Genomic DNA, 26,249 nt, shown 5'->3' with positions numbered 1-26,249 from the left:
TGGCCGGGGCCGGCCCGGGCGGGTGCCCAGGGGCCGCGTGTGCGACCAGCGGCGACGCGGTCGGTGGTGACGGTGCGGTTCGGCGTCGCCGGGCTGGCGCATGGTGTCGTCGGTGGACATCGGACCCCCGCTCCTGGCGCGTGTGCGCCTCCGAGGTGCCTAACGAGCACCGCCCCCCGGACGACGCTGCCGGCGGGCACACCGGATGTCGGCGTACCACCTGCCGGCCCACCACCTGCCGGCCCCGCCCGTTGGCCCGCCGGCTACCGACCCCGTCGGGGCAGGGGCAGGTGACCGGGCACCATGTCCGGGGCCAGGGTGACGCCGGCGGCGCGCAGACAGCCGACGACGGTGTTCTGCACCAGGTAGGAGTCGGGCAGCCGCCAGCGGACCTGCTCGGGGGCGACGACCCAGCGCACCGACCCCTCGGGCAGCCGGGTGGGGGGTGCCGCGATCCACGAACCGGGCCCGTGCCGCACCACCTGGAAGCAGTGTTCCAGTTCGGGCCGCAGCGGGTCGCCGGGGCGTACCAGGAACATCCACCGCCCGGTCGGGGTCACCAGCACCGGGCCGCGCACGCCCGGCCCGGCGGGGTGGGCCCGGACCGCGTCCTGCATGTGGCGGCCCAGGTGCGCGGGCACCTCCAGCACGTCGAAGGCCCGGCCGGTGGGCAGCAGGACCGCGTGCGGTCGGGCCTGCCACCAGGTGGCCACCCGGGCCGGGTCGGCGCTGGCCACGTGCTCCCAGTTCTCCAGGGCCGGGTGGCAGCCGACCGTGGGACAGCCGGCACGGCCGCACACGAACCGGCTGCGGGCGAGGCAGGCCCCAGGCGTGACCTCCCAGCCGTGCAGCGCGTAGCGCACGGCGACCCTTCGCAGGCGGACCCGTTCCAGCGGCGACAGGTGTGCGACGCGCGGTCCCACGTTCCCCCACATGTGTGTCATCTCCCCTCGACGGGCCCGGTCGGGCCCAGGTGGCATGTCGAACACCGTCACTGCCGTAACCCGCGATCGTTGAGCTGACGAACGGCCGATGCAACTTGCACGAAAAGTACGAGAACTGCCCGGACGGCTGACGCACAACCTGTGCGACCAGCGAAAACCCGAGATACGGACGGATCGCCGCGCCCACCGACCGGGCCCGTCGACCCGTCCGACCGCGCCCCGCAGGGAAGGAATGGCGAGATGGACGAGCTACCCATAGGGCGGCGGGTCGCCTACTGGCGGGGGCGGCGGAAGATGTCGCAGCAGGTCTTCGCGGACCGGCTGGGCAAGTCCAAGAGCTGGGTCGACAAGGTCGAGCGCGGCGTACGCCGCCTCGACAAGTTCTCCGTCCTCTACGAGATCGCCGACATCCTCGAACTCGACGTGCAGTTGCTGCTGGGCAAGGACCCGGAGCGGCGTACCGACGCGCTCAACTGCATCGACCAGGTCGAGGTCCAGGAGATCCGGGCCGCCCTGGAACGGTACGACTCGATCAGCGCCTACTTCGACGCCGCGCCCTACCCGCCGCCGTTGACCGACCTGCGCAAGGCCGTCACCCACGCCTGGCTGACCTACCAGTACGGCCGCTACGGGATGCTCACCCGGGCGTTGCCGAAGCTGCTGCGGGACGCCCAGGCCGCCGACGCCGGTCACGAGGGCGAGCAGTCCCGGGCCGCCGCGCACCTGCTCGGGCAGGTCTACCAGATCGCATCCTCGGTGCTGCGCAAGCTCGGCGAGTGTGACCTGTCCTGGCTGGCCGCCGACCGGTCCATCGCGGTCGCCCAGCGGGCCGACGACCCACTGCTGGCCGGCATCGCCACCACCCGGGTCTGCAACGCCCTCGTCGCGATGGGCCGGCCCCGTCCGGCCCTGGAACTCAACGTCACCATCGCCAACCGGCTCGCCCCCGGCGGAAGCAACGACGCCACCCCGGAACGACTCTCCGTCTACGGGATGCTGCTGTTGCAGGGCGCGATGGCCGCCGCGCGGGTCGGGGACTCGGCGACCGTGGACGACCTGATCAACGGTGCCTGGGACGCGGCGGACCTGCTCGGCGGCGACCAGAACCACTACTGGACGTCGTTCGGCCCCACCAACGTGGAACTGCACCGGGCCGCCGCGGCGGTGGAACTGGGCGACGGCGGCCGGGCGGTGCAGGTGCACGAGCAGCGGATCCAGGAGCCGGCGTTCAACGGCCTGCTGCCCGAGCGGCGTGCCCACCACCTGCTCGACCTCGCCCGGGGCTACGCCCAGATCGGCAACCTCGCCACCGCCGGCGAGATGCTGCTGCGCGGGGACCGGCTGGCCCCGTCCGAGATCCGGTGCCGTCCCATCGCCCACGAGGTGATGGCGGACATCCTCCGTCGCACACGGGGTGCGCCGCCTTCTCCGGTAGCGGAGTTGGCTGAGCACATGGGAGTCGGAGTATGAGCGCGGAGCGATCGTGATGGCCGATCCGCACGCCGGGCGCCGCCAGGTGCTCTATGTCATCGCCTGCGGTTCGCCGCTGGCCCGCCACGTCGGCCGGCTCGTCGAGCTGGCCCAACAGGACGGCTGGGACGTCTGCGTGGTCACCACGCCGGACGGGGCCAAGTTCGTCGACCGGGTCGCGTTGGCCCGACAGACCGGCCACCCGGTCCGTACGTACTACAAGAACCCGGGCGACCCCGACGTGCTGCCCCCGGCCGACGCGATGATCGTCTGCCCGGTGACGGTGAACACGGTCAACAAGTGGGCCGCCGGGATCACCGACACGCTGGCCCTGGGACTGCTGTTCGAGGGGCAGGGCCGAGGGCTCCCGGTGGTGGCGGTGCCCTACACGAACGCCGCCATGGCGGCGCACCCGGCGTTCCGGGCCGGCCTCGCCCGGTTGGCGGAGTGGGGGACCACGGTCGTCTTCGGCGAACACGTCTTCCCGCTGCACGCGCCGGGCGCGGGGGAGCGGCACCTGCACACCTTCCCCTGGGAGGCCGCCCTCGACGCGCTGCGGGACCGACAGCGGGTCACGACGGCGGCCTGACGCCATGCCGCGCGGGACACGGCCGTGCCCGCCGCCCGTGTCCCGCGTGGCGCGCCGGTAAGCTGACCGGCCGTGAGCACAACCGCAGCCGCGCCGACCGTCGCCGACGTGATGGCCGAACTGGAGCGGCGCTACCCGCCCGGCTGGGCCGAGCAGTGGGACCGGGTCGGCCTGGTGCTCGGTGAGCCGTCCGCCCCCGTACGCCGGGTCCTCTGCGTGGTCGACGTGGTGCCCGAAACCGTCGCCGAGGCGCTCACCGCCGGGGTCGACATGATCGTCGCCCACCATCCGCTGCTGCTGGGCGGGGTGTCGTCGGTGGCCCCGACGACGTACAAGGGCCGGATCGTGCACCAACTGATCAAGGCGGACGTGGCCCTGTACGTGGCGCACACCAACGCCGACGTGGCCGCCCCCGGTGTCTCCGACGCCCTCGCCGCCCGGTTCGGGCTGACCGGCCTGCGCCCGCTGCACCCGCCGGTGCCCGGCTCCCCGGCGGCCGGACCCGGCCGGGGCATCGGCCGGATCGGCCAACTGCCCGCGCCGATGACGCTCGCCGAACTCACCCGGCACGCCGCCGCCGTGCTGCCCGTGACGGCGTGGGGCGTTCGCGCCGCCGGTGACCCCCGGCGTAGGGTTCGTACCCTCGCCGTCAGCGGCGGCTCCGGCGACGGTTTCCTCGCCGCGGCGACCGCTGCGGGAGTGGACGCGTACCTCACCGCCGACCTGCGGCACCACCCGGCAGGCGAACACGTCGCCGCCGACGGCCCCGCCCTGATCGACGCCGCGCACTGGGCGACCGAACGACCGTGGCTGGACGACCTGGCCGCCATCCTGCGGGAGGCCCCGGGCGTCGAGACGCTGGTGTCCGACCTGGACACCGACCCGTGGACCGTACACGCCGCCCCACCCGCGGCGGACGACAAGGAGCCCCGACTGTGAAGGCTGACCCGAAGGTCCAACACCGCCTGCTCGACCTGGCGGCGATCGACACCGCCCTGGCCCAACTCGCGCACCGCCGCCGCGCGCTGCCCGAACTGGCCGAGCTGGAGGCCCTCGCGCGGGAACTGTCCGCCCTGGAGGACGAGCGGGTCCGTGCCCAGGTCACCGTCGACGACCTGGACCGCGACATCGCCCGGCTGGACAAGGACGTCGAACAGGTGCGGGCCCGCAAGGCCAAGGACGAGGCCCGGCTGGCCGCCGGCACTGGCCCGGCCCGCGAGCTGGAGGCGCTCCAGCACGAACTGGCCTCGCTGAACCGTCGGCAGAGCGACCTGGAGGACGCCGAGCTGGAGCTGATGGAACAGCGGGAAACCGCCCAGGGCGTCCTCGACGGGGTGCAGCGGCGGCTGACGGAAACCCGCGAGAAGCGGGAGGCCACCGAGCAGCGCCGCGACGCCAGCCTCGCCGAGATCGCCAAGGAGGAGGAGTTCAGGCGCACCGCCCGCCAGCCGCTGGCCGGTGACCTTCCCGCCGACCTGGTGCAGCTCTACGACAAGATCCGCGCCGACACGGGACTGGGTGCGGCCCTGCTCACCGGCAGCCGGTGCGGCGGCTGCCGGCTCGACCTGTCCGGAGCCGACCTCGCCCGCATCCGCAAGTCCGCGCCGGACGACGTGGTGCGCTGCGAGGAGTGTCGCCGGATCATGGTGCGCGGCACCGAGGGACGGTAGCCGGTGGCACCGCGCGTCGTCGTCGAGGCCGACGGCGGGTCCCGGGGCAACCCGGGCCCGGCGGGCTACGGCGCGGTGGTCCGTGACCAGGCCACCGGCGAGGTGCTCGCCGAACGGTCCGAGTCGATCGGCACCGCCACCAACAACGTCGCCGAATACCGGGGACTGATCGCCGGGCTGGAGGCCGCCGCCGAACTGGGCGCCGCCGAGGTCGAGGCGCGGATGGACTCGAAGCTGGTGGTCGAGCAGATGTGCGGCCGCTGGCAGATCAAGCACCCCGGCCTGCGTCCGCTGGCCGCGCAGGCCGCCGCGCTGGTGGACCGGTTCACGGCCGTCCGGTTCACCTGGATCCCGCGGGACCGCAACACCCACGCCGACGCCCTCGCCAACGCCGCGATGGACGCCGCCGCCGGGCGGACCCCGGCGCGGCCGGTCGTGGAGCCGCCCCGGGTGGTGGAGCCGCCCCGCGAGATCGCCGGGCCCGACTCGCCGGCCCGCGCGGCGGCCCGTGAGGCGGCGGGCCGGGCCGCCGGCCGGGCCGCGAAGACCGCCGGCAGCGACCCCGCCACCGTCCCGGCCTCCTGGGAGCCCCGGCCCACCTTCACGGCCACCCGGCTGATCCTGGTGCGCCACGGCGAGACCGAGTACACCGAGCAGGGGCGCTACTCGGGGCGCGGCGACGTGCCGCTGTCCACCCGGGGCCAGGCTCAGGTGCGGGCCACGGCCGCGCGGGTGGCCGCGCTCGCCCCGACGGTCGCGGCCGTGGTCAGCTCACCCCTGTCCCGGTGTACGGCCACCGCGGAGGCGATCAGCCGGGCCCTCGGCGGGGTCCCGGTGCGCCGCGAGGACGGCATCATCGAGTGCGACTTCGGCGCCTGGGAGTCCCGCACCTTCGCCGAGGTACGCGAGGGCTGGCCGGGCGAGCTGGACGCCTGGCTGGCGTCGACAAGGGTGGCCCCGCCCGACGGCGAGTCGTTCACCGACGTCGCGGCCCGCAGCGCCCGGGTGGTGCGGGAGCTGTGTGCGGCGTACCCCGGGGAGACCGTCGTGGTGGTGTCGCACGTCTCGCCGATCAAGCTGATCCTGCGCGACGCCCTGGCCGCCCCCGACGCCTTCCTGCACCGCCTCTACCTGGACGCCGCCGGCATCTCGGTGCTCGACACGTGGCCCGACGGCGGCATCGCCGTCCGCTCGGTCAACGAGACCGGCCACCTCACCGACGTCTGAGCCGGCCCGCCGGGCGTCCAGCGGGTTCCTGACCAGCGTGTTCCAGACAGCCGCCCCGGTGGTTCAGGTCAACGCGCGGTGGAGCAGGTGGAGACCGATGGTGGTGCCGAAGACGACGATGACTGTCTTCAGGACCACCGGGGGCAGACGGCGGACCAGGCGGGCGCCCGCGTACCCGCCGACCAGCGTCGCCGGGGCGACCACCGCCACGGCCGCCCAGTTCACCGGCCCCACCAGGGCGAACACCAGCACCGTGGTCAGCCCCACCACCGCCGAGAGCAGGTTCTTGATCGCGCTCACCCGGGCCAGCGTCGCGTCCAGCACCAGGGCCAGACCCGCCACCAGCATCACCCCGAGCGCGGCACCGAAGTAACCGCCGTACACGGCACCCAGCGCGACCATCGCCTGCACCGTGAGGGCCCGGCGGCGCGGCGGCAGGTCCCGGGGGTGGCCGACCAGGCGGCGCAGCGGATCCTGGAACGCCAGCACCGCCGTGGCCCCGAGCACCAGGAACGGTACGACCAGCTCGAACGCCCGCGCCGGGGTGACCAGCAGCAGCACCGCCCCGCCGATCGCGCCGAGCACGGCGGTGGGCACCAGCGCGGCCAGGATCCGCCCGCGCGGCAGGTCCACCCGGCTGCCCGCCACGGCGGCCACGTAGCCGGGGAAGACCGCCACCGAGTTGCTCACGTTCGCCGGCACCGGCGGCAGCCCCACGGCGAGCAGCGCCGGGAACGTGATCAACGAGCCGCCCCCGGCGACCGCGTTGACCGTGCCCGCGGCCAACCCGGCGGTGAGCAGCAGCGCGGCGTCGGCGAGTTCCATGATCCCGAGGCTAGTCGCCCCGCTGCGACCCACCCCGCCCGGTCACCGCCCCGGTGGCTTCCCCCGGGCCGGGCGGCTCCCGTGCCGGGTGGCTGCTCGGTGCGGTGCGCGCCGGCCATGCGCGCAACGTGCGTCGAGGGCGGCAATAGCGGGCGGCGACGCGTCGTTAGGATAGGTACGCGACGGACGAGTCGACCGGGCGGTCGCGTCGGCGGGCTGCGGCCCGCCGCCGAGGAACGTCCGGACTCCACAGGGCAGGGTGGTTGCTAACGGCAACCCGGGGCGACCCGCGGGACAGTGCCACAGAAAACAGACCGCCGACCCGACGGGGACGGTAAGGGTGAAACGGTGGGGTAAGAGCCCACCAGCACCCCGGGTGACCGGGGTGGCTCGGTAAACCCCACCCGGAGCAAGGCCAAGAAGGGCCGTCACCGCAATGATGACGACCTGCGCAGACGCTTGAGGGTGGCCCGCCCGATGTCTGCGGGTAGGCCGCAGGAGCCTGCCGGCGACGGCAGGCCGAGATGGATGGCCGCCGCCGGCGCGTGCCTTCCGAGGTACGCGCCGGGCACAGAATCCGGCGTACAGGTCGACTCGTCCGTCGCCCACCAGCTCAGAGACCTGATCAAGGTCCTGAGCTGGCTCCGGTGCCGGTCGTCATTGCGTTCGTTGGTAACGAGTTTCGCGAAGGCCATGTCTCGGGTAGTTGGGACGACATGACGCAGCAGGGTCGGTCTCCGAGCAGCAGGTTCAATACATACCCCGATGCCACGGGCGGGCAGCGACTCACGGCGACTGTCGTGGCGTTGGTTGCAGCGCTGCCGGCCGGTCTTCTCTGCGCCTGGCTGGCCAGCTCGTTACTGAGCGACGTTCACTGGCTGGTTCAGACTCTTGCCTTCGCCGTTATCGGTCTCGTCATCGGCGCTGGAGTGCTCGGATTGCTCGCGAAACTCGGCAAGCACGGTGAGCGCTGACGCGGCGGCGCTGCCGCCGTGCCTTTGTTCGTCAGGTCATCAACGGGGCGAGAGCGGCGAGGTCGGCGCGTAGGGTTGTCGCCGGTGGTGGTGAGTAGCTGAGCGGCGACATTCCGATAGCCGTCGCTCGCTGCAAAAACCCGATGCCAACCCGGCGGCGAGTGGGTACCGTCCCGGGCCATGTCCCGAGTCACCGTACGGCCGATGGAGTCCGCTGATCTGGCCGCGTGCGGCGCGCTGCTGGCGGAGCGGCACCGCCGGCACCTGATGGTCGAGCCGCTGTTGTCCGTGCGGTTCTGCGAGGTGGGCGCCGCGGTGCGCGAGGTGACCGCCGCGTTCGAGACGACCGACGCGTCGGGTGCGGTGGCGCTGCGCGATGGTGTGCCGGTCGGGTTCGTCCTCGGAGCCCCGAAGTCCTCACCGCTGTGGGGGCCGAACGTCTGGGTGGAGGCGGCCGGTCTGGCGGCGACCGACGGGGAGGTGATGCGTGACCTGTACGCGATGGCGGCGGCCCGGTGGGTCGGGGAGGGTCGGACCGCCCACTACGTGCTGGTGCCGGCGTACGACGCGGAACTGGTCCGGGCCTGGTTCCGACTCGGCTTCGGCCAGCAGCATGCCCACGGGGTCCGACCTGCGGTCAGGACGCGAGCCGGCGGCGAACTGAACGGGCTGACGGTGCGTCGGGCTGTTCGGGCGGACATCAGGGCACTCGCCGAACTCGACCTCGAACTGCCCCGCCACCAGGGGGCGTCCCCGACGTTCTCGTCGGGCGTGGTGTCGACGCTGGAGGAGAACCTGGCCGAGTGGGAGGAGAGCTTCGCCGACGACGGCTTCGCCACGTTCGTCGCCGAGGTTGACGGTGACGTGCTCGGCTCGGCCATCGGCTGCGCCCTGGAGAAGTCGAGCACGCACCTGAGCCTGGCCCGCCTGGACAATGCCGGATTCCTGGGCTTCGCCGCCGTCTTTCCCCACGCCAGGGGCAGGGGTGCGGGGCGGGCACTCGGCGCGGCCGTCATCGACTGGGCTGTCGACAGCGGGTTCGACAGCGTGGTGACGGACTGGCGGGTGACGAACCTGCTCGCCTCGCGCACCTGGCCGACGCTGGGATTTACCGAGACTTTCCTCCGGCTGCACCGCACCGTCGCCACCTGAGCCGGGCGTCGGGCGGAGACACGCGGGCTTGCATCCGGTACCCAGGTACGGGCCTACCGTCAGGCCCTCCACCATCAAGCCGCCTCCTCTGGAGGCTGAAGCACTCGATCACCAGCGCTTGCATCGATGGACCCCTATGATCGATGGATCGGTCGACCGACCGGCGACCGGTCCGCCCGTCGAAGGGATTGACATGATCCGTCGTACGCTCGCCGCGGCCACCGTCGCCGCCGGCATCTTCGCCCTCCTGCCCGGCGCACCCGCCCAGGCCCGAGCCTGCATGATCGACTGGCAGTGCACGACGTACTACTATTCGGACTCGTCCCGCACGACGATCGTCGGCGCCCTCTACGAGGACTGCGACGGGTACCGCGCGAACTGGGGCACCCGTACCGCCCACGTCAGCTTCACCGAGGTTCCCTGCCGCTGACGGTTCCCCTCGAGGGCCGGCCCCCGGCCACCACGGCGGCGGCCGGCCCGACCAGGCCGACTACCCGACCGGACCGGGCACGACATGTCGGGTCGGCCGCCCCCGCGCCCACCTAGCGTGGTCGGCGTAAGGGAAGGAGGCCGGGGTGCTGGAGCGGCTCAACCAGGCCATGGACCACATCGAAAGGCACCTCGACCAGCCGGTCGACGCCGCCGAGCTGGCGCGGATCGCCGTCACGTCGGAGTACCACTTCCGGCGGCTGTTCTCCGCGCTCGCCGGGGTCCCGCTGTCCGAGTACGTGCGCCGTCGTCGGCTCACCGTCGCGGGCGCGGAGGTGGTCGCGGGCCAGCGCACGCTGCTCGACATCGCCGTCCGCTGGGGGTACGGCTCCGCCGAGGCGTTCGCCCGGGCGTTCCGGGCCGTGCATGGCGTCGGCCCCGGCGAGGCCCGCCGTACGGGAGCGCCGCTGCGCGCCCAGCCCCGGATGTCCTTCCGCCTGACCGTCGAAGGGAGCGCCAGCATGCGGTACCGCATCGTACAGAAGGACAGCTTTCACCTGGTCGGCCGCAAGGCCCGGGTGCCGTTGGTGCACGAGGGGATGAACCCGGCCATCGTGGAGTTCGTCAAGGGCCTGCCGGCCGAGACCCGGCAACGGATCGAGGCACTGTCGGACCAGGAGCCGGCCGGCGTCGTCAACGTCAGCGACGGCGTGGCCGACGGCCGGGCCGAGGGCACCGAACTCGACTACTGGTACGGCGCGGTGACCGGCGCCGACGTCCCCGACGACCTGGACGTGCTGCCCGTGCCGGCGGGCACCTGGGCGGTGTTCGAGACCTCCGGACCGTTCCCGCAGGCGGTGCAGCACCTGTGGCGGGACGTCTTCACCCAGTGGTTCCCGTCCAACCCGTACCGCTCGCGGCCGGGGCCGGAGATCTCCCGCAGCCGGATCTCGGCCGACGGCGGGCACGTGGACGCACAGCTGTGGATCCCCGTCGAACCGGCAGCCGCCTGACGGCGCTGCGCTCAGTGGCCCGCGCCCAGCTCGGCGAGCACCCGACGCTGAAGGGCGCGGGCCTGCGGGCCGCTCGGCGGCACGCCGCCGCTCCGGGCGGCGACGGACCGCGCGACCACCCCGACGGTCGCGTCGTCGACCAGCGGGTGGTGGCCGGGCCGGGTGGCGGAGCCCGGACTCCGGGCCGCCGCGGCGTCGGCGAGGACCCGCCGGCCCGCGGCGGCCTTGTCCAGCCACACCCCGTGGCGCAGCCGCACCCAGGCCCGGCAGGCGCCCAGCACCGCGTCCTCCGCGCCGGGCGCCGGCCCGTCCCCGGGCGGGACAGGCCGGTCCAGCCACCAACGCAGGGCGTCGACCAGCAGCCGCCGCAGGTCCGCCGGGGTCAGGTCGGTGAACGTCGCGGCGGCCGGCGGGCCGAGCAGGGCCCACCCGCTCTGGTGCAGGATGCTGCGATCCAGCCCGTACCAGAACGACCCGTCGGCGGCGGGCCGATCGGCGGGGTCGTAGGTCGCGCGGAACGGCACCGCCGCACCGGTGTTCAACTCGACCTCGAAGCCGGGCTCCGGGGCACCGCGGCGGGCCACCTCCCGGCGGTAGACGACCAGTTCCAGCCCGCGCGCCGGGCAGGGCAGGGACTCGTGCCGCAGCCGCGCCACCAGCCGCCGCGCCACGGCCGGGTCCAGCGGGTCGGCGCACACCAGGGCCACGTCGACGTCGCTGCGCCCCGGCTGGTAGGCCCCCAACGCCACCGAACCGGCCGCGTACGCACCGACCAGTCCGGCACCCAGCACGTCGCCGGCCGACGCCACGAGGTCGTCCAGATAGTGCTGGACGACCGGTCCCGCGTGGCCCGACCAGGTGCCGGTCGGGTGATCCTCAGTCATCCCAGTCGTTGCCCGGCTCGCCCCAGTCGGTGCCGGCCGGCAGGAAGAAGGTGGGGGCCTGCGGCCCCAGTGCGTGCCGGATCACCAGCCGTGCGTGCTCGTCGAGGCGGGGCAGCCGCCCCGGGGCGAACCACTTCACGGCCAGCGACTCGTCGTCGTTGACACGGTTCTCACCCCCGAGCAGGCGGCAGTGGAACCCGAGGTTCAGATACTCGCAGCGGTCGCCGTTGGGATAGCTGTGCGGGTGCGACACGGCGCTGCTCAGCCGGACGGGCTCCACGTCCAGCCCGGTCTCCTCCCACACCTCGCGGACCACCGTCGTGGCCGGCTGCTCGCCGGGCTCGACGAAGCCGCTCACCACCGACCAGCGCCCGCCGTCGGCCTGCTGGGCGAGCAGCAGCTCACCGGCGTCGTTGCACACCACGGCGCTGACGCTCGGCAGCCACAGCAGGTCGTGTCCGACGTGTTTGCGCATCCGCAGGATGTAGTCAGGAACCGGCATCGGGCGACCATATCGGGCGTGCCGCGACGCCCTCGGACGGGACCCGGCCGGGCGGGGCCGTCAGGCAGGGCAGGGCAGGCGTTCCAGCCCGGAAGGCTCCGACCCGGTCCGCACCAGTTGCGCGAAGCAACCCGACGACCGGGCCCGCTGCCAGCCGAACAGCGACGACGCCGTCTTGTCGACCCGGACCCGGAAAACCAGCCGCGTCCCCGCCGTCGGCGGCGACCCGTCCCGCCGCACGGACAGCACCTCGACGCCCGCCACACCTGCGGCGACCCGGCGCAGCTCCCACACGGGAAACTCTCGGCCATCGGCGCAACATCCGGCTGCCCCGTGCCCCGTGCCCCGTGCCCCGTGCCCCGTGCCCCCGGTCGGGTGACTTTCGCTGTTGCGGCCCGGCCGACACCGGGCGCATCTACTGTGGAGACGCCCGGTGACTTGCGGTGTTCCGGTGGCGGAAGGCCGGTTCGCGGTGCACAGTGATCCCATGAGCGACAGCGGACGTGGGCGCTTCTACTGGTGCACGCGGCACCACCGGGTCGAATCCGGTGCTGACGTGTGCCCCGCGCGGCACGTCCTCGGGCCGTACGCCTCTGCCGCCGACGCGGAGAACGCCCTGCAACAGGTGCGGGAGCGCAACGAAGTGTGGGAGGCCGAGGACGCCCGCTGGGCCGGGGAGGACAGGTAGACGACGCGGGAGGGGCCCGCGTCGAGGCACGCCGTGTGCTCCGCGAGGGCGGAGGCACGTCCCCAAGGAGGGAACCGAGATGGCCGAAGCACAACAGGCCACCCGCCCGAACGCGAAGCGTACGCCCGCGAGGAAGACCGCCGCGACGGAGCGCACCGCCGGCCTGAGCCGGACCGCCCCCACGCGTCGCTCGCCAGCGACGGCGGCCGGCAGGTCCACGGCCGGGTCCGCCCCGGCGAGGAAGACCGCCACCGCCCCGGCGAAGCAGGCGGCGGCGAAGAAGACGACCGCGGCCAAGGGAACGACCGCGAAGAAGACCGTCGCGGCGAAGGCCCCGGCGAAGAAGGCGGCGACGAAGACCACCTCGGCCGCGAAGAAGGCACCCGGCAAGACCACCGCGACGGCGCGGAAGGCGACCGGGAAGACCTCGACGGCCGCCCGCAAGGTCGCCACGGCGGCGAAGAACACCACCGCGACGGCGAAGACGACGGCGAAGAAGACGACGGCAGCCCGCCCCGATGCGGCGAAGAAGGCCCCCGCGAAGAAGGCCGCCGCCCGCAACACCGCCACGACCCGTCCTGCTGCCGGAGCCCGGAAGGCCACCGCGAAGAACGCGCCCGTCGCCAGGTCGGCGGCGACGAAGGCCGCCGCCCGCAAGACGGCGGCGAAGCGGACCACCGCCCGCAGGACGGCGACGGCGAAGACCACCGCGGCCCCGAAGGTCACGGCGGCGAAGAAGACCACGGCCGCGAAGCGGACCACCGCCGCGAAGGCCCCGGCGAAGAAGGTCACCGCCCGCAAGGCACCCGCCCGCACCGCAGCCGCCCGGGCCACCCCGCCGCGTGGTGGCCGGGCTGCCGCGCGAAAGGCCACCGGCTGACCGCGCCGCCTACCGAGACGCGGCGCTCCGGCGGGCGGTCCGGGCGGCGCGCTGTCAGGATGGGTCCCGTGGTCATCCGACGTGTCACCGCGCCCCGCATCGACTTCGGCGCGCTGCGCCGCGAGTTGGGACTGCCCGAGACGTTCCCCGACGCGGCGCAGCGTGAGGCCGACGCCGCTGCCGCCGCCCCGCCACGGCCTTCCGTCGACCGCACCGACATCCCCTTCGTCACCGTCGACCCGCCCACGTCGCGGGACCTCGACCAGGCGATGCACCTCGGCCGCCGCCCGGGTGGCGGCTTCCGGGTGCGGTACGCGATAGCCGACGTGACCGCCCACGTACGCCCCGGCGGTGCCCTGGAGGCCGAGACCTGGCGGCGCGGGCAGACGGTCTACCTGCCCGACGGCAACGTTCCCCTGCATCCGCACACCCTCAGCGAGGGCGCGGCCAGCCTGCTGCCCGACGTCGACCGCGTCGCCGTGGTGTGGACCGTCGACCTGGACGCCGACGGCGACATGGTCGACGTGCGGCTGGAACGGGCGCTGGTGCGCAGCCGGGCCAAGCTGGACTACGCCGGTGTCCAGGCCGACGCCGACGCCGGTCGGCTGCCCGAACCGATCGCGTTGCTGCCCGAGATCGGCACCCTGCTCACCGCGCGGGCCCTGAGCCGGGGCGCGATCAACCTGCCCCTGCCGGAGCAGGACGTCGAGGCCGACGGCGACGGCTGGCGGCTGGTGCTGCGCGGGCCCGCGCCGATGGAGGAACACAACGCGCAGATCTCGCTGCTGACCGGCATGGCCGCCGCCGATCTCATGCTGGCCGGGCGGATCGGGCTGCTGCGTACCATGCCACCGCCGAAGCCCGAGGCGGTCGAGCGGCTGCGGGCCGCCGCGGCTCCGCTGGGCGTGCACTGGCCGGACGGGGCGGGCCCCGGCGAGGTGATCGCCGCCCTGGACCCGACCCGACCCCGGACGGCGGCGTTCGTCGACCAGGCCGCCGAGCTGATGCGTGGCGCGGCGTACACGGCGTTCGACGGCGAACTGCCCGAGCAGCCCGCGCACGGCGGGGTCGCCGCCGCGTACGCCCACGTCACGGCGCCGCTGCGGCGACTGGTCGATCGGTACGCCACGGAGGTCTGCCTGGCCCTGCACGAGGGCCGCGAGGTGCCCGACTGGGTCCGCGCCGCGCTGCCGAAGCTGCCCGAGACGATGGCCGCGACCGACCGGACCGCCGGTGCCGCCACCCGCGGGGCCATCGAGCTGGCGGAGGCGGTGCTGCTGGAGCACCGGGTGGGGGAGACCTTCGACGCGGCCGTGCTCGACGTCGACGTCCCGCCCGACGGCAGGGCCCGGCCGGGCCGCCCGCTCGGCGGTACCGTCGCGCTCGACGACCCGCCGGTGCGCGCCCGCTGCGTGGGCGAGCTGCCGTTGGGCGAGCGGGTGCGCGTCCGACTCGTCAGGGCCGACCCCACGGCCCGCCAGGTGGTCTTCGAGCACCCGTGAGGGAGCGGGCGGCAGGCTCAGCGGAGCGGGCGGCGGCCTGAACGCAGGCGGGCGGCGGACTGAGCGGAGCGGCGGCGGACATTGTCACAGCGCCCGGCACTGCCTGCGGACGGGCGGGTTTGCGAGGATGACGACCATGGCATACGACGCGAGCACGCTGCCCGACGTGTCCGGGCTCACCGTCGGCATCATCGGCGGCACCGGAGACCAGGGGCGGGGCCTGGCCTACCGGTTCGCCCGGGCCGGGCAGACCGTGCTGATCGGTTCCCGCTCCGCCGAGCGGGCCGTGCGGTCCGCAGCGGAGATCGCCGCTCTGCCCGGTGTGCCGGCCGGCGTGAGCGTCACGGGCGCAGACAACGACGAGGTGGCCCGGCGCAGCGACGTGGTGATCATCGCGGTGCCGTGGGACGGGCACGCCGCCACCGTCGCCGCGCTCGCCGGACCGCTCGCCGGCAAGATCGTGGTCGACTGCGTGAACCCGCTCGGCTTCGACAAGCAGGGCCCCTACGCGTTGCCCGTCGCCGAGGGCAGCGCCGTGCAGCAGGCCGCCGGGCTACTGCCGAACTCCCGGGTCTGCGCGGCGTTCAACCACGTCAGCGCCCCGCTGCTGGCCGACCCGGAGATCGACCGGATCGAGCTGGACGTGCTGATCTGCACCGAGGACCGGGAACTGGTCGACGTGGTCGCCGCGTTGGCCGCGCGGATCCCCGGCCTGCGGGGCATCTACGCGGGACGGCTGCGCAACGCCCACCAGATCGAGGCGTTCACGGCCAACCTGATCGCCATCAACAAGCGCTACAAGGCTCACGCCGGCATCCGCGTCACCGACCTCTGATCTGCGACAGCGGCAACCGGGCGTGCTGCGACAGTCGGCCCACGCAGCGGCCGACGTCCGCTCATGGTTGTGGCCCGCCGGAGTTCCGGCGGGCCGCGATCGTGCAGGGTGATCAGAAGTTGACGCTGACGCCGACCTTCTTGCAGGCGGCGGTGATGTCCGTGCCGGCCTTCTCGAACGCGGGGTTGTCGGCGGTCGCCGCGGGGTCGGCGGCGGCTGCCGCCTTGCCGGCCTCCGCGCCGAACGCCGTCAGGGCGGCGGCCACCTCGCTGTCGGCACCACCGCTGGCGGCCACGGCGGACATCTCCTTCTCCAGCTCGTCGTAGAGCTTCTGGAAGTCGGCCGGCGACGGCTCCTCGCCCGAGGACATGACCTTGATGAAGCTGGCCCTCAGGTCGGCGCTGGCCTTCTCCGCCGACTCGCAGAGCTTCTTGTCGGTCACGGTCTCGACGGCAGCCGAGGTGGCGGGGGCGGCCGAGGGGGATTCGGCGGCGGCGGACGTCGCGGCGCCGGACGGGGTGGAGCCGGCCGTCGTCGACTCGTCCTCCCCACCGCAGGCGGAGAGGGTCAGGAGAGAGACGCAGGCGAAAACAGCAGGAAGAACACGAAGTTTGATCACGAGCGGGTACCTTAACCGCGTATGCGAGGCTCTGCTGCCCCGGGTCGTGGCGGCGGTCCCACGGGTAGCGGGCCGCCGCCGCGACGCCGTCAGAAGGTGTGCTCGGGGCCGGGGAACTCGCCGCCGCGTACCTCGTCGGCGAACGCGCGGGCCGCCTGGGACAACGCACCCGCCACGTCCGCGTAGCGCTTGACGAAACGCGGTGCCCGCCCGGTCCGCAGCCCGGCCATGTCCTGCCACACCAGCACCTGGGCGTCGGTGTCGGGACCGGCTCCGATGCCCACCGTGGGAATCGGCAGGTCGGCGGTGATCCGTTTGGCGACCTCACCGGGCACCATCTCCAGCACCACCGCGAACGCGCCCGCCTCGGCGACGGCGCGGGCGTCGGCGACCACCTCGTCGGCGGCGTCACCGCGCCCCTGCACCCGGTATCCGCCGAGGGCGTGCTCGCTCTGCGGAGTGAACCCGACGTGCGCCATCACCGGGATGCCGGCCCCGACGATCGCCGCGATCTGGTCGGCGCAGCGCCGGCCGCCCTCCAGCTTCACCGCGTGACAGCCGCCCTCCTTCATGAACCGCACCGCCGTACGCAGCGCCTGCGTCGGCCCCTCCTCGTACGAGCCGAAGGGCAGGTCGCCGACCACCAGCGTCTGCCGGGTGGCCCGGACCACGGCCCGGACCAGCGGCAGCAGCTCCTCGGCGGTCACCGGCAGGGTGGTCTCGTAGCCGAACACGTTGTTCGCCGCCGAGTCGCCGACCAGCAGCACGGGGATGCCGGCGGCGTCGAAGATCGACGCCGTGTACTGGTCGTACGAGGTGAGCATCGACCACTTCTCGCCGCGTTCCTTGGCGGCGAGCAGGTCGCGGGTGCGTACCCGTCGGGTAGCCGGGCCGCCGTAGAGGGCGGTCACCTCGGCAGGGGTGGACTCCACCATGGTCTTCTCCTTCCTCGAGGCCGCGTACGCGGTCCCCGGGTTCCGCCGCGATCGTCGCACCATCCGGTCGACCCGCGGCAGTGCGGAGTGGAGGAATTCACTCCCGGGCTCTGTCGTCCGGGACGCTCAGCCGTCCTCGCGCCAGCGGTTGGTGACCGGTAGCCGGCGGTCCCGCCCGAAGGCCTTCATGGAGATCTTCGTGCCCGGCGCGGCCTGGCGGCGCTTGTACTCGGCGGTATCCACCATCCGCAGCACCTTGTCGACGACCGCCGGGTCGTGGCCGGAGGCGACCAGGCCCTCGCGGCCCAGGTCACCGTCGACGTAGCCGATCAGGATCGGGTCGAGCACGTCGTAGTCGGGCAGGGTGTCGCTGTCGAGCTGGCCGGGGCTCAGTTCCGCCGACGGGGGCTTGCCGATGGAGTTCTCGGGGATCGGCGGCGTCTCGCCCCGCCGGACCGCGTCGACGTTGCGCCACTTCGCCAGCCGCCAGATGAGGGTCTTCCAGACGTCCTTGACCGGGTTGTAGCCGCCGACCGAGTCGCCGTAGAGGGTCGAGTAGCCCACTGCCAGCTCGCTCTTGTTGCCGGTGGTGAGCACCAGGTGGCCCTCCTGGTTCGACAGGGCCATCAGGATCACCCCACGCACCCGGGCCTGGAGGTTCTCCACCGCCACGCCGGACAGCGACATGTTCGCCAGGAAGGTGTCCACCATCGGCTGGATCGGCTCGACCCGGTAGTCGAGGCCGGTGCGTGTGGCCAGGTCGGCCGCGTCGGCCCGGCTGTGCTCCGAGGAGTGCTGGCTGGGCAGCGACACCCCGACCACCCGGCTCGGGCCGAGCGCGTCGACGGCGAGCGCGGCGACCACCGCCGAGTCGATGCCGCCGGAGAGACCGAGCACCACCGACGGGAAGCGGTTCTTGTTGACGTAGTCGCGCAGCCCGAGCACCAGGGCGTGCCACACCTCGGCCTCGTCGGCCACCGGCTCGATGGTCCCGCCGGTCGCCGCCGGGCCCGTGGGGGCCGCCGGCAGGGTGTCGACGGTACGGCGGACCACCCGCAGCCCGTCGGTCAGCTCCTCGCCGTCGCCCACCCCGTCGCCCGTGGCCCCGGGCAGCTCCAGGTCGTGCACGAGCAGGTGCTCGACGAACTGCGGGGCCCGGGCCAGCAGCCCGCCGTCCGCCCCGACGATCATCGAGTCGCCTTCGAAGACCAGTTCGTCCTGGCCGCCGGTCATGTTGACGTACGCGATGGTGGCCCCCGCCTCGACGGCGCGGCGACGCACCAGCGGCAGCCTGATGTCGTCCTTGTTCAACTCGTACGGCGAACCGTTGATGTTGACCACCAGGCCCACGCCGGCCTGCCGGGCGGCGGCGAACGGCCCGCCGGCCTGCCACAGGTCCTCGCAGATGGTCAGCGTCACGTCGACTCCGCCGACCCGCACCACGGTCAGCTCGTCGCCGGGGACGAAGTAGCGGTCCTCGTCGAACACGCCGTAGTTGGGCAGGTGGTGCTTGAAGTAGGTGGCCACCGCGGCACCCCGGTGCAGCAGGGCGGCCGCGTTGCGGGCCCCCCGCCCGGGCTCGGCGTCCGCGGCGATCTGTGGCGGACCGTCGGCGTCGAGGTAGCCCACCACGACCGGCAGGTCGCCCAGGCCGTCGGCGGCGAGGTCGCCGGCGAGCCGGTCCAGCGCGGCCCTCGACGCCGCGACGAACGACCGGCGGAAGACCAGATCCTCCACCGGATACCCGGTCAGCACCATCTCCGGGAACGCCACGAGCTGGGCGCCGGCGTCGGCGGCGCGGCGGGACCAGGACCGGACCAGTTCGGCGTTGCCGGCGAGGTCTCCGACACTCGGATTCACCTGGCACAGGGCGAGACGCAGGGTGGGCATGTCCTCATCTTGCCCCAGCCGGCCGGAGGCGACACGTTGGGCAGTGGGAGACCCGGACCACCCGGGACCACGGCGGGACGACCCGGCCGTGGTCGCGTAACGTCTGCGTAATCGGGCCGGTGGAGACTGGTCGGTCAGGCCGGGGCGAGCCCGGTCGAAGCGGACAACAGTGTCGCGAGGGGTGGAAGTGGACCGTCAGCAGGAGTTCGTCCTCCGTACGCTGGAAGAGCGGGACATCCGGTTCGTTCGGCTGTGGTTCACCGACGTGCTCGGCACGCTCAAGAGCGTGTCGGTCGCCCCCGCCGAACTGGAGGCGGCCTTCGAGGAGGGCATCGGGTTCGACGGCTCGGCCATCGAGGGCTTCGCCCGGGTGTTCGAGTCCGACATGGTGGCCATGCCCGACCCGACGACGTTCCAGGTCTTCCCGTTCGAGGGCGGCGTCAGCGGCGAGAGCGCCCGGATGTTCTGCGACATCCTGCTGCCCGACGGCAGCCCCTCCTGGGCCGACCCGCGGCACGTGCTGCGCCGCGCGTTGTCCCGGGCCGCCGACAAGGGCTTCACCTTCTACACCCACCCCGAGATCGAGTTCTTCCTGCTCGAGAACGGCCCGTGGGACGGGTCGGTGCCGATCCCGGTGGACACCGGCGGCTACTTCGAGCACACCACCCACGCCGTGGCGCGCGACTTCCGCCGGCAGGCCGTGCTGGCGCTGGAGCGCATCGGCATCTCGGTGGAGTTCAGCCACCACGAGGTGGCCCCCGGCCAGCAGGAGATCGACCTGCGGTACGCCGACGCCCTCACCACCGCCGACAACATCATGACGTTCCGGCACGTGGTCAAGGAGGTGGCGTTGTCCACCGGCGTGCAGGCGACGTTCATGCCGAAGCCGTTCACCGACCAGCCCGGCAGCGGCATGCACACCCACCTGTCGCTGTTCGAGGGGGAGCGCAACGCCTTCCACGACGCCGGTGACCCGATGAAGCTGTCCAAGGTGGCCCGCGCCTTCATCGCCGGCCTGCTGGTGCACGCCCGGGAGTACACCGCCGTCACCAACCAGTGGGTCAACTCCTACAAGCGGCTGTTCCCGCAGGCCCTGCCGGATCGGGTGACCGAGAGCCCGGCGTACGTCTGCTGGGGCCACCTGAACCGGTCCGCGCTGGTCCGGGTGCCCGCGTACGGCAAGCCCAACTCGGCCCGGGTGGAGATCCGCTCGCCCGACTCGGCCGCCAACCCGTACCTGGCCTTCGCGGTGCTGCTCGGCGCGGGGATGAAGGGCATCGAGGAGGGCTACGAGCTGCCGCCGGGTGCCGAGGACGACGTGTGGTCGCTGACCAGCGCCGAGCGTCGGGCGATGGGGTACGAGCCGCTGCCGGAGAACCTGTCCGAGGCGATCGACGTGATGGCCGGCTCGGAACTGGTCGCCGAGGTGCTCGGCGAGCACGTCTTCGACTTCTTCCTGCGCAACAAGCGCGCCGAGTGGGAGCAGTACCGCCGCGAGGTCACCCCGTACGAGCGGCAGCACTACCTGTCGCTGTAGCTCGCACCCGCCGGCCGATCGGGCGGTCCGGCCCGGTGGGCCGACGCCCGGACTGCCGCTGGTGGCGTCGGGAGGCTATCGTCTCGATCACTGCGCCGGCACCTCGGCCGGCGGTGGAGGCGGGAGGCAGTCGGTGCTGGAGGATCTGCTCAGCGGAGCGTGGCAGAGCGTGGTCTACGGGGTGGTCGGGGTTGCCCTGATGGTCGCCGGCTTCGTCCTGGTCGACCTGCTCACGCCCGGCAGGCTGCGGGAGCTGATCTGGGTCCGCCGCAACGCCAACGCCGGCCTGCTCCTGGCGGCGAACCAGCTCGGCGTCGCGGGCATCGTGTTCACGGCGATCCTGACCAGCTACAGCGACTTCGCCAAGGGCATCGCCTCGACGCTCGTCTTCGGCGGCGTCGGGCTGCTCATCATGGCGCTGGCGTTCTTCGTGCTCGACCTGCTGACCCCCGGCAAGCTCGGCGAGATCATCTGCTCCGACGAGCCGCATCCGGCGGCCCGGGTCAGCGCCGCCACCCACTTCGGCGCCGCGCTGATCGTCTGCGCCTGCATCGCCTGACCGGCCGGACGGCGGCCGGCTGAGATCTCGGTTGCGGGGAACCTGGCCGTCCCCGTGCTGGGCGGCCCCAGTTGCGGCAATCCGCGGCATCCCGGGCACCGGACAGCCCGGTACGCCGCAAACCGCGCGGCCCCCAACCGACAAAGCGGCCCGCCGCCACCGGCCCGTCGACCGCCTCGATCAGCGGACGGCGGGACAGACCGTGAGGGTGCCGGCGGTCGCGTCGAGGGTGGCGTCGGTGCCGACGGGAACGGTGAGCTGCCCGACGCCGTGCCCGATCGGCAGACCGCCGAGCACCGGCACGCCCAGATCGCCGAGGCGGTCGGCGAGCACGTCGACCACGCCGACGTCCCAGCCGTCGGCGCAGTCGGTGAACTGACCCACCGCCACCCCCGCCAGCCCGTCGAGCACGCCGGCCCGGCGGAGCTGGGTGAGCATCCTGTCGATCTTGTACGGCGGTTCCTGCACGTCCTCCAGCAGCAGCACCGCCCCGGTCAGGTCGGGCATGTCCGGGGTGCCCAGCGAGGCCACGACCAGGCACAGGTTGCCGCCGAGCAGCGGCCCGGTGGCACGTCCGGGCACCCGCACCGGGTGGGTCTCCTCGAACGGATCGGCGACGACCGTGACCGGGCGGGTGGTGGTGAGCGCGGCGCGCAGCGACTCCGCCGAGCGCGGCGGGGTCCGTTCGTCGAGCCAGACCGCCCCGGGCCCGTGCACGGTCGCCAGTCGGGCACCCCGCCACAGCGCGAACTGCAACGCGGTGATGTCGGAGAAGCCGGCGACCACCTTCGGGTCGCGGTGCACCGCCGCCATGTCGATCGCGTCCACCACCCGCTGCGCGCCGTACCCGCCCCGGGTGCAGATCACCCCGCGTACCTGCGGGTCGGCGAAGGCCGCGTTCAGGTCCGCGGCGCGCAGCGCGTCCCCGCCGGCCAGATAGCCCTGCCGGGCGTACGCGTTCGGCGCGGGCACCGGTCGCAGTCCCCACCCGGTGATCAGCTCGATGCCCCGGGCCACCCGCTCGGGCCGGGTCGGCCCGGACGGCGACACCAGCATCACCGTGTCGCCGGGACGCAGGGCCGGTGGGCGGACGACGGTGTCGTCGGGAGTGCGGCGGTCGGACACAGCGGCAGAGCCTAGCTGCCAGAACCCCGACACCGTGCCAGCCGCCCGGTGGAGCCGTTCCGGCCTTTGTCGGGACGACCGGATAGCCTCGACGCGTGGCAACCGCGCTGGTGATCGAGAACGACCCGACCGACGACGCACGCCGGCTGGGGGAGTGGCTGACCGAGGCCGGCCTCGGCCTGCGGGTGGTGCGCCCGCACGCGGGCGAGGACCTCCCCGCCGACCTCGACGGGTACGCCGCGCTGGTCGTGCTGGGCGGGGAGCAGCAGGCATACGAGCTGCCCGACGGCGGGCCCGGGGCGCCCTGGTTCCCGGCGGTGGAGCGGTTGCTGCGCAAGGCGGTCCGGCACCGGGTGCCCACCCTGGCGGTCTGCCTGGGCGCGCAGCTGCTCGCCACCGCCCACGCCGGTCTGGTCGAGCGCAGCCCGTCCGGGCCCGAGGTCGGCCCCGCGGTGGTGGGCCGGCGGGACGCCGCCGAGGCGGATCCGCTGTTCCGCTACGTGCCGCTGATCCCCGACGTGCTCCAGTGGCACTCCGACGAGATCACCGAGCTGCCCCGGGGGGCCACCCTGCTGGCCGCCTCCACCCGCTACCCGCACCAGGCGTTCCGCCTCGGCGACCGGGCCTGGGGCCTGCAGTTCCACATCGAGTGCGACACCGCCATGATCGCCGACTGGGCGCGTAACTCCGCGCTGCTGGCCGAGCTGGGCCACGACCCCGAGCTGGTGGTGGCGGCCTGCGACGCGGTGATGGCCGACGTGGAGGAGGTCTGGCAGCCCTTCGCCGCCCGGTTCGCCGCGCTGGCGCTCGGCGAGCTGGACGAGGCCCCCGTCCGCAGCCTTCCCCTGCTCGGGCACTGATGGGCCGGCCGACCAGCGCCGCAGGTCGCCTGGCCCGGTACGGCTTCGGCAGCACCGACGACCTCGTCGGTGCCCGCGCCGCCGACCTGCTCGGCCCGGACGGTCTCGCCCTGTGGCGGCCGGAGACGCAGGAGCCCACCGACGACCGGGCCCAGGACCTGCTCTCTGCGCTCTCCCGGGCCGCCGACCCGGATCTGGCCCTGCGCCAACTGCACCGCCTCGTCGAGGCTGAGCGGCGGGCGGTGCGCGGCGGAAACGGCGCGACGGCCCGCCCGGGTGGTGGGAACGGCACGACGGCCGGCCCGGGTGGCGGGAACGACGCGGCGGCCGGTTCTGGTGGGAACGGCTCAGTGGGCGCCCCGGGCGGTATCGGCGCGGGCTCGGCGCTGCTCGGCGCGCTGCACGACGATCCGGGGCTGCGTCGGCGGCTGGTCGCCGTGCTGGGGGCCTCCTCGGCGCTCGGTGACCACCTGGTCGCCAACCCCGACCAGTGGGCGACGCTGCGCACCGCGCCCGACGGGCTCGCACCGACCGCCGACGGGCGGCTCGACCTGGGCGGCGACGGCAACCCGGTGGCGGTGCTGCGGCGGGCCTACCGGCTGGCGTTGCTGCGCATCGCGGCGGCTGACCTGACCGGGGGGCGCGGGCTGGAGCAGACCATGGCCGCGCTGTCGACGCTGGCCGACGCCACCCTGTCGGCCGCGTACGCGATCGCCGTCGCGGAACTGCCGCAGGGCACGCCCGCGCCGAGGCTGGCCGTGGTGGCGATGGGCAAGTGCGGGGGCGGGGAGCTGAACTACGTCTCCGACGTCGATGTGATCTTCGTGGCCGCCGAGGACGACGACCTGCCGGCGGCCACCACGGTCGCCACCCGGCTGATCCACGTCTGCGGCCTGGTCGCCTGGCCGGTCGACGCCGCGCTGCGCCCCGAGGGCAACCGGGGCCCGCTGGTGCGTACGCTCGCCAGCCACCTGGCCTACTACCGCCGCTGGGCGCGCACCTGGGAGTTCCAGGCCCTGCTCAAGGCCCGCCCGGCGGCCGGTGACCTGGCGTTGGGCCGGGAGTGGATCGACGCGCTGGCCCCGCTGGTGTGGCGGGCCGCCGAACGCCCGGAGGCGGTCGAGGACGTCCGGGCCATGCGCCGCAGGATCATCGACAACATCCCGCCGAAGGAGCTGGAACGCGAGATCAAGCGCGGTCCGGGCGGGCTGCGCGACATCGAGTTCGCCGTCCAGCTGCTGCAACTCGTCCACGGTCGCGGCGACGAGTCGCTGCGACCGCCCGGCACCATCCCGGCGTTGCGTGCGCTGGTCACCGGCGGCTACGTGGGCCGCGCCGACGGGGAGGCCCTGCTGCGCGGCTACCGCTTCCTGCGCAACGTCGAGCACCGCCTCCAGCTCCAGGGGCTGCGACGCACCCACACCGTGCCGACGGATCCCGCCGGGCTGCGCTGGCTGGCCACCGCGCTGGGCCACACGGCCGGGCCGGGCCGCAGCGCCGTCGAGGAGTTCCGCGCCGAGTGGGTCACCCACGCCACCGAGGTACGCCGGCTGCACGCCAAGCTGCTCTACCGGCCGCTGCTGGAGTCGGTGGCCCGCGTGCCGGCCGACGGGCTGCGGCTGACCCCGGAGGCGGCCCGCAACCGGCTGGAGATCCTCGGCTTCGCCGACCCGGCCGGGGCGCTGCGTCACCTCCAGTCCCTCACCGGCGGGGTGAGCCGCACCGCCGCGATCCAACGCACGCTGCTGCCGGTGCTGCTCAGCGAGTTCGCCGACGCCCCCGAACCGGATCGCGGGCTGCTCAACTACCGCCAGGTCTCCGACTCGCTCGGCAGCACCCCGTGGTATCTGCGGCTGCTGCGGGACTCCGGGCCGGTGGCCCGCCGGCTCGCCCGGGTGCTGTCGTCGTCCCGGTACATCGCCGACCTGCTCTCCCGGGAGCCGGAGGCGCTGCGCCTGTTGGCCGAGGAGACCGAGCTGACGCCACGCCCGCGCGACGTGCTCTGCACCGGCTTCGCCGCCGCGGCGGGGCGGCACGCCGACCCGGTCGAGGCCACCCGGGCGGTCCGCGCGCTGCGTCGCCGGGAACTGGTCCGGCTCGCCTGCACCGATGTCCTCAGCCGCGCCGGCTCGCTGGCCCCCGCTCCGCCGCGCCCCGACGGCGGCGGGCGGGCGGCCCCCGGTCTGGCGGACGTCACCGCGGTGGGCACCGCGCTGTCCCACGTCACCGACGCCACCCTCGCCGCCGCGCTGCGGGCCGCGCAGGCCGCGCAGCCGCCCACGCCGGGGCTGCGTCTCGCGGTGATCGGCATGGGTCGCCTCGGCGGGTACGAGTCGAACTACCTGTCCGACGCCGACGTGCTGTTCGTCTACGACCCGCCGGACGGGATGGCGGAGAGCGCCGCCAGCGCCGCCGCCCAGTCGATCGCCGAGGAACTGCGCCGGCTGCTCGGCATGCCCGCTCCCGACCCGCCGCTCGGTGTCGACGCCGACCTGCGCCCCGAGGGCCGGCAGGGCCCCCTGGTGCGCAGCCTCGCCGCCTACGCGCAGTACTACGCGCGCTGGTCGAAGGTGTGGGAGGCGCAGGCGCTGCTGCGCGCCCGGTTCGTCTGCGGCGACGCCGACCTGGGTGCCGAGTTCGAGACCCTGGTCGACCCGGTCCGCTACCCGGCCGACGGGCTGACCCGCGAACAGGTCGTCGAGATCCGGCGGATCAAGGCACGGGTGGAGAACGAGCGGCTGCCCCGGGGCGCCGACCCGGCCACCCACACCAAGCTGGGTCGGGGTGGCCTGGCCGACGTCGAGTGGGCGGTGCAGCTGCTCCAGCTCCGGCACGCCGGCGGGAACCGGGCCCTGCGCGGCACGCGTACCCTCGACGCCCTGTCGGCGGCGCGGGACGCGGGCCTGGTCGACCCGGCGGACGCCGAGGCCCTGGCGGCCGGCTGGACGCTCGCCGCGCAGGTCCGCAACGCGCTGATGCTGGTGCGGGGCCGCGCCGGCGACCAGTTGCCCCGGCACGGGGTGGAACTGGCGGGGGTGGTGCGGCTGCTCGGCCGGGACGACCCGGGCGAGTTCCTCGACGAGTACCTGCGCACCGGCCGCCGGTCCCGGACGGCGATGGAACGGGTGCTGGAGGGCTGA

At 73.9% G+C, this 26,249-nt stretch carries 26 protein-coding genes and 1 other RNA gene; 18 read left to right on the top strand and 9 right to left on the bottom strand.

The features are described from left to right. Positions 1–263: 263 nt before the first annotated feature. The gene (locus GA0070616_RS05245; RefSeq protein WP_091077137.1) at positions 264–935 is read right to left on the bottom strand and encodes a bifunctional DNA primase/polymerase; all 672 of its coding nucleotides are present in this window, start codon (positions 933–935) and stop codon (positions 264–266) included. Between the two features lie 249 nt (positions 936–1,184). On the opposite strand from GA0070616_RS05245, the gene GA0070616_RS05240 reads away from it, so the two are divergent. The 5 genes from GA0070616_RS05240 (at position 1,185) to GA0070616_RS05220 (ending at position 5,900) form a co-directional block, all read left to right on the top strand. Beyond that, positions 1,185–2,414, top strand: coding sequence for a helix-turn-helix domain-containing protein (locus tag GA0070616_RS05240; RefSeq protein ID WP_091077134.1), 1,230 nt, complete (start codon positions 1,185–1,187; stop codon positions 2,412–2,414). Between the two features lie 16 nt (positions 2,415–2,430). Next, a complete protein-coding gene (locus GA0070616_RS05235) occupies positions 2,431–3,003 on the top strand; it encodes a flavoprotein (RefSeq protein ID WP_091077130.1) in 573 nt (190 codons plus the stop codon). Between the two features lie 111 nt (positions 3,004–3,114). Continuing rightward, positions 3,115–3,942, top strand: a complete 828-nt coding sequence (locus GA0070616_RS05230) for a Nif3-like dinuclear metal center hexameric protein (protein WP_091089939.1) — start codon at positions 3,115–3,117, stop codon at positions 3,940–3,942. After that, positions 3,939–4,673 (top strand): zinc ribbon domain-containing protein, encoded by a 735-nt coding sequence (locus tag GA0070616_RS05225; RefSeq protein WP_091077126.1) that lies wholly within the window; start codon positions 3,939–3,941, stop codon positions 4,671–4,673. The genes GA0070616_RS05230 and GA0070616_RS05225 overlap by 4 nt, the downstream gene beginning before the upstream one ends. A 3-nt stretch (positions 4,674–4,676) precedes the next feature. Further along, positions 4,677–5,900 (top strand): bifunctional RNase H/acid phosphatase, encoded by a 1,224-nt coding sequence (locus GA0070616_RS05220; protein ID WP_091077123.1) that lies wholly within the window; start codon positions 4,677–4,679, stop codon positions 5,898–5,900. Between the two features lie 63 nt (positions 5,901–5,963). On the opposite strand, the gene GA0070616_RS05215 is transcribed toward GA0070616_RS05220, so the two are convergent. Continuing rightward, on the bottom strand, positions 5,964–6,725 hold the full coding sequence (locus GA0070616_RS05215; RefSeq protein ID WP_091077119.1) for a sulfite exporter TauE/SafE family protein: 762 nt from the start codon (positions 6,723–6,725) through the stop codon (positions 5,964–5,966). Positions 6,726–6,912: 187 nt separating this feature from the next. Between GA0070616_RS05215 and rnpB the strand changes: the two genes are divergently transcribed. The 5 genes from rnpB (at position 6,913) to GA0070616_RS05190 (ending at position 10,293) form a co-directional block, all read left to right on the top strand. Next, positions 6,913–7,326, top strand: an RNA gene (rnpB, locus tag GA0070616_RS05210) — RNase P RNA component class A. 46 nt (positions 7,327–7,372) lie between these two features. Continuing rightward, positions 7,373–7,699, top strand: a complete 327-nt coding sequence (locus tag GA0070616_RS05205; RefSeq protein WP_091077117.1) for a hypothetical protein — start codon at positions 7,373–7,375, stop codon at positions 7,697–7,699. A gap of 204 nt (positions 7,700–7,903) precedes the next feature. After that, entirely contained in the window at positions 7,904–8,851 is a 948-nt protein-coding gene (locus GA0070616_RS05200) for a GNAT family N-acetyltransferase (RefSeq protein ID WP_245712662.1), read from the top strand. Between the two features lie 193 nt (positions 8,852–9,044). Beyond that, positions 9,045–9,281 (top strand): DUF6289 family protein, encoded by a 237-nt coding sequence (locus tag GA0070616_RS05195; protein WP_091089935.1) that lies wholly within the window; start codon positions 9,045–9,047, stop codon positions 9,279–9,281. A 145-nt stretch (positions 9,282–9,426) separates the two neighbouring features. Next, on the top strand, positions 9,427–10,293 hold the full coding sequence (locus GA0070616_RS05190) for an AraC family transcriptional regulator (RefSeq protein WP_091077109.1): 867 nt from the start codon (positions 9,427–9,429) through the stop codon (positions 10,291–10,293). Between the two features lie 11 nt (positions 10,294–10,304). Here GA0070616_RS05190 and GA0070616_RS05185 read toward each other — a convergent pair whose 3' ends face one another. From GA0070616_RS05185 to GA0070616_RS05175, 3 genes are read right to left on the bottom strand one after another with little or no spacing between them, the layout of a single operon-like run. Continuing rightward, complete coding sequence (locus tag GA0070616_RS05185; RefSeq protein WP_091077105.1) at positions 10,305–11,177, bottom strand: nucleotidyltransferase domain-containing protein; 873 nt, start codon at positions 11,175–11,177, stop codon at positions 10,305–10,307. Continuing rightward, positions 11,170–11,679, bottom strand: coding sequence for an NUDIX hydrolase (locus tag GA0070616_RS05180; RefSeq protein ID WP_091077102.1), 510 nt, complete (start codon positions 11,677–11,679; stop codon positions 11,170–11,172). Before GA0070616_RS05180 ends, GA0070616_RS05185 begins: the two co-directional genes overlap by 8 nt. Positions 11,680–11,739: 60 nt before the next feature. After that, the gene (locus GA0070616_RS05175) at positions 11,740–11,973 is read right to left on the bottom strand and encodes a hypothetical protein (protein WP_091077098.1); all 234 of its coding nucleotides are present in this window, start codon (positions 11,971–11,973) and stop codon (positions 11,740–11,742) included. A gap of 193 nt (positions 11,974–12,166) precedes the next feature. On the opposite strand from GA0070616_RS05175, the gene GA0070616_RS05170 reads away from it, so the two are divergent. The 4 genes from GA0070616_RS05170 (at position 12,167) to npdG (ending at position 15,584) form a co-directional block, all read left to right on the top strand. Beyond that, positions 12,167–12,367 (top strand): hypothetical protein, encoded by a 201-nt coding sequence (locus GA0070616_RS05170; protein ID WP_091089931.1) that lies wholly within the window; start codon positions 12,167–12,169, stop codon positions 12,365–12,367. Between the two features lie 79 nt (positions 12,368–12,446). Then, positions 12,447–13,247 carry a histone gene (locus tag GA0070616_RS05165; RefSeq protein ID WP_245712661.1) on the top strand — a complete coding sequence of 267 codons (801 nt, stop codon included), beginning with the start codon at positions 12,447–12,449 and terminating at the stop codon, positions 13,245–13,247. A gap of 68 nt (positions 13,248–13,315) precedes the next feature. Next, entirely contained in the window at positions 13,316–14,749 is a 1,434-nt protein-coding gene (locus GA0070616_RS05160) for an RNB domain-containing ribonuclease (RefSeq protein WP_091077094.1), read from the top strand. Positions 14,750–14,885: 136 nt separating this feature from the next. Further along, positions 14,886–15,584 (top strand): NADPH-dependent F420 reductase, encoded by a 699-nt coding sequence (gene npdG / locus GA0070616_RS05155; protein ID WP_091077091.1) that lies wholly within the window; start codon positions 14,886–14,888, stop codon positions 15,582–15,584. A 112-nt stretch (positions 15,585–15,696) separates the two neighbouring features. Here the strand turns inward: npdG and GA0070616_RS05150 are convergent, their stop codons facing one another. The 3 genes from GA0070616_RS05150 to GA0070616_RS05140 all read right to left on the bottom strand — a co-directional run bounded on the left by GA0070616_RS05150 (position 15,697) and on the right by GA0070616_RS05140 (position 19,028). Continuing rightward, positions 15,697–16,203 carry a hypothetical protein gene (locus GA0070616_RS05150; RefSeq protein WP_091077088.1) on the bottom strand — a complete coding sequence of 169 codons (507 nt, stop codon included), beginning with the start codon at positions 16,201–16,203 and terminating at the stop codon, positions 15,697–15,699. 89 nt (positions 16,204–16,292) lie between these two features. Next, positions 16,293–17,138: a 3-methyl-2-oxobutanoate hydroxymethyltransferase gene (panB, locus tag GA0070616_RS05145; RefSeq protein ID WP_091077085.1), complete on the bottom strand. Its 846-nt coding sequence runs from the start codon at positions 17,136–17,138 to the stop codon at positions 16,293–16,295. Between the two features lie 126 nt (positions 17,139–17,264). Then, entirely contained in the window at positions 17,265–19,028 is a 1,764-nt protein-coding gene (locus GA0070616_RS05140; RefSeq protein WP_091077081.1) for an NAD+ synthase, read from the bottom strand. A 187-nt stretch (positions 19,029–19,215) separates the two neighbouring features. On the opposite strand from GA0070616_RS05140, the gene GA0070616_RS05135 reads away from it, so the two are divergent. Together GA0070616_RS05135 and GA0070616_RS05130 are read left to right on the top strand one after the other, a co-directional pair. Then, positions 19,216–20,565 (top strand): glutamine synthetase family protein, encoded by a 1,350-nt coding sequence (locus GA0070616_RS05135; protein ID WP_091077078.1) that lies wholly within the window; start codon positions 19,216–19,218, stop codon positions 20,563–20,565. A gap of 133 nt (positions 20,566–20,698) precedes the next feature. Next, positions 20,699–21,124: a DUF350 domain-containing protein gene (locus GA0070616_RS05130; protein WP_091077075.1), complete on the top strand. Its 426-nt coding sequence runs from the start codon at positions 20,699–20,701 to the stop codon at positions 21,122–21,124. Positions 21,125–21,304: 180 nt separating this feature from the next. Here GA0070616_RS05130 and GA0070616_RS05125 read toward each other — a convergent pair whose 3' ends face one another. Further along, complete coding sequence (locus tag GA0070616_RS05125; protein ID WP_091089927.1) at positions 21,305–22,180, bottom strand: S66 peptidase family protein; 876 nt, start codon at positions 22,178–22,180, stop codon at positions 21,305–21,307. Positions 22,181–22,344: 164 nt separating this feature from the next. On the opposite strand from GA0070616_RS05125, the gene GA0070616_RS05120 reads away from it, so the two are divergent. Then, entirely contained in the window at positions 22,345–23,109 is a 765-nt protein-coding gene (locus tag GA0070616_RS05120; protein WP_091077073.1) for a type 1 glutamine amidotransferase, read from the top strand. Then, positions 23,109–26,249, top strand: a complete 3,141-nt coding sequence (locus GA0070616_RS05115; protein WP_091077068.1) for a bifunctional [glutamine synthetase] adenylyltransferase/[glutamine synthetase]-adenylyl-L-tyrosine phosphorylase — start codon at positions 23,109–23,111, stop codon at positions 26,247–26,249. Before GA0070616_RS05120 ends, GA0070616_RS05115 begins: the two co-directional genes overlap by 1 nt.

Origin of the sequence: Micromonospora nigra (genome assembly GCF_900091585.1) — a bacterium.
GTDB lineage: Bacteria > Actinomycetota > Actinomycetes > Mycobacteriales > Micromonosporaceae > Micromonospora > Micromonospora nigra.
Note: the sequence above shows the minus strand (reverse complement) of the source record. Positions and strands in the feature narration are given on the sequence as shown.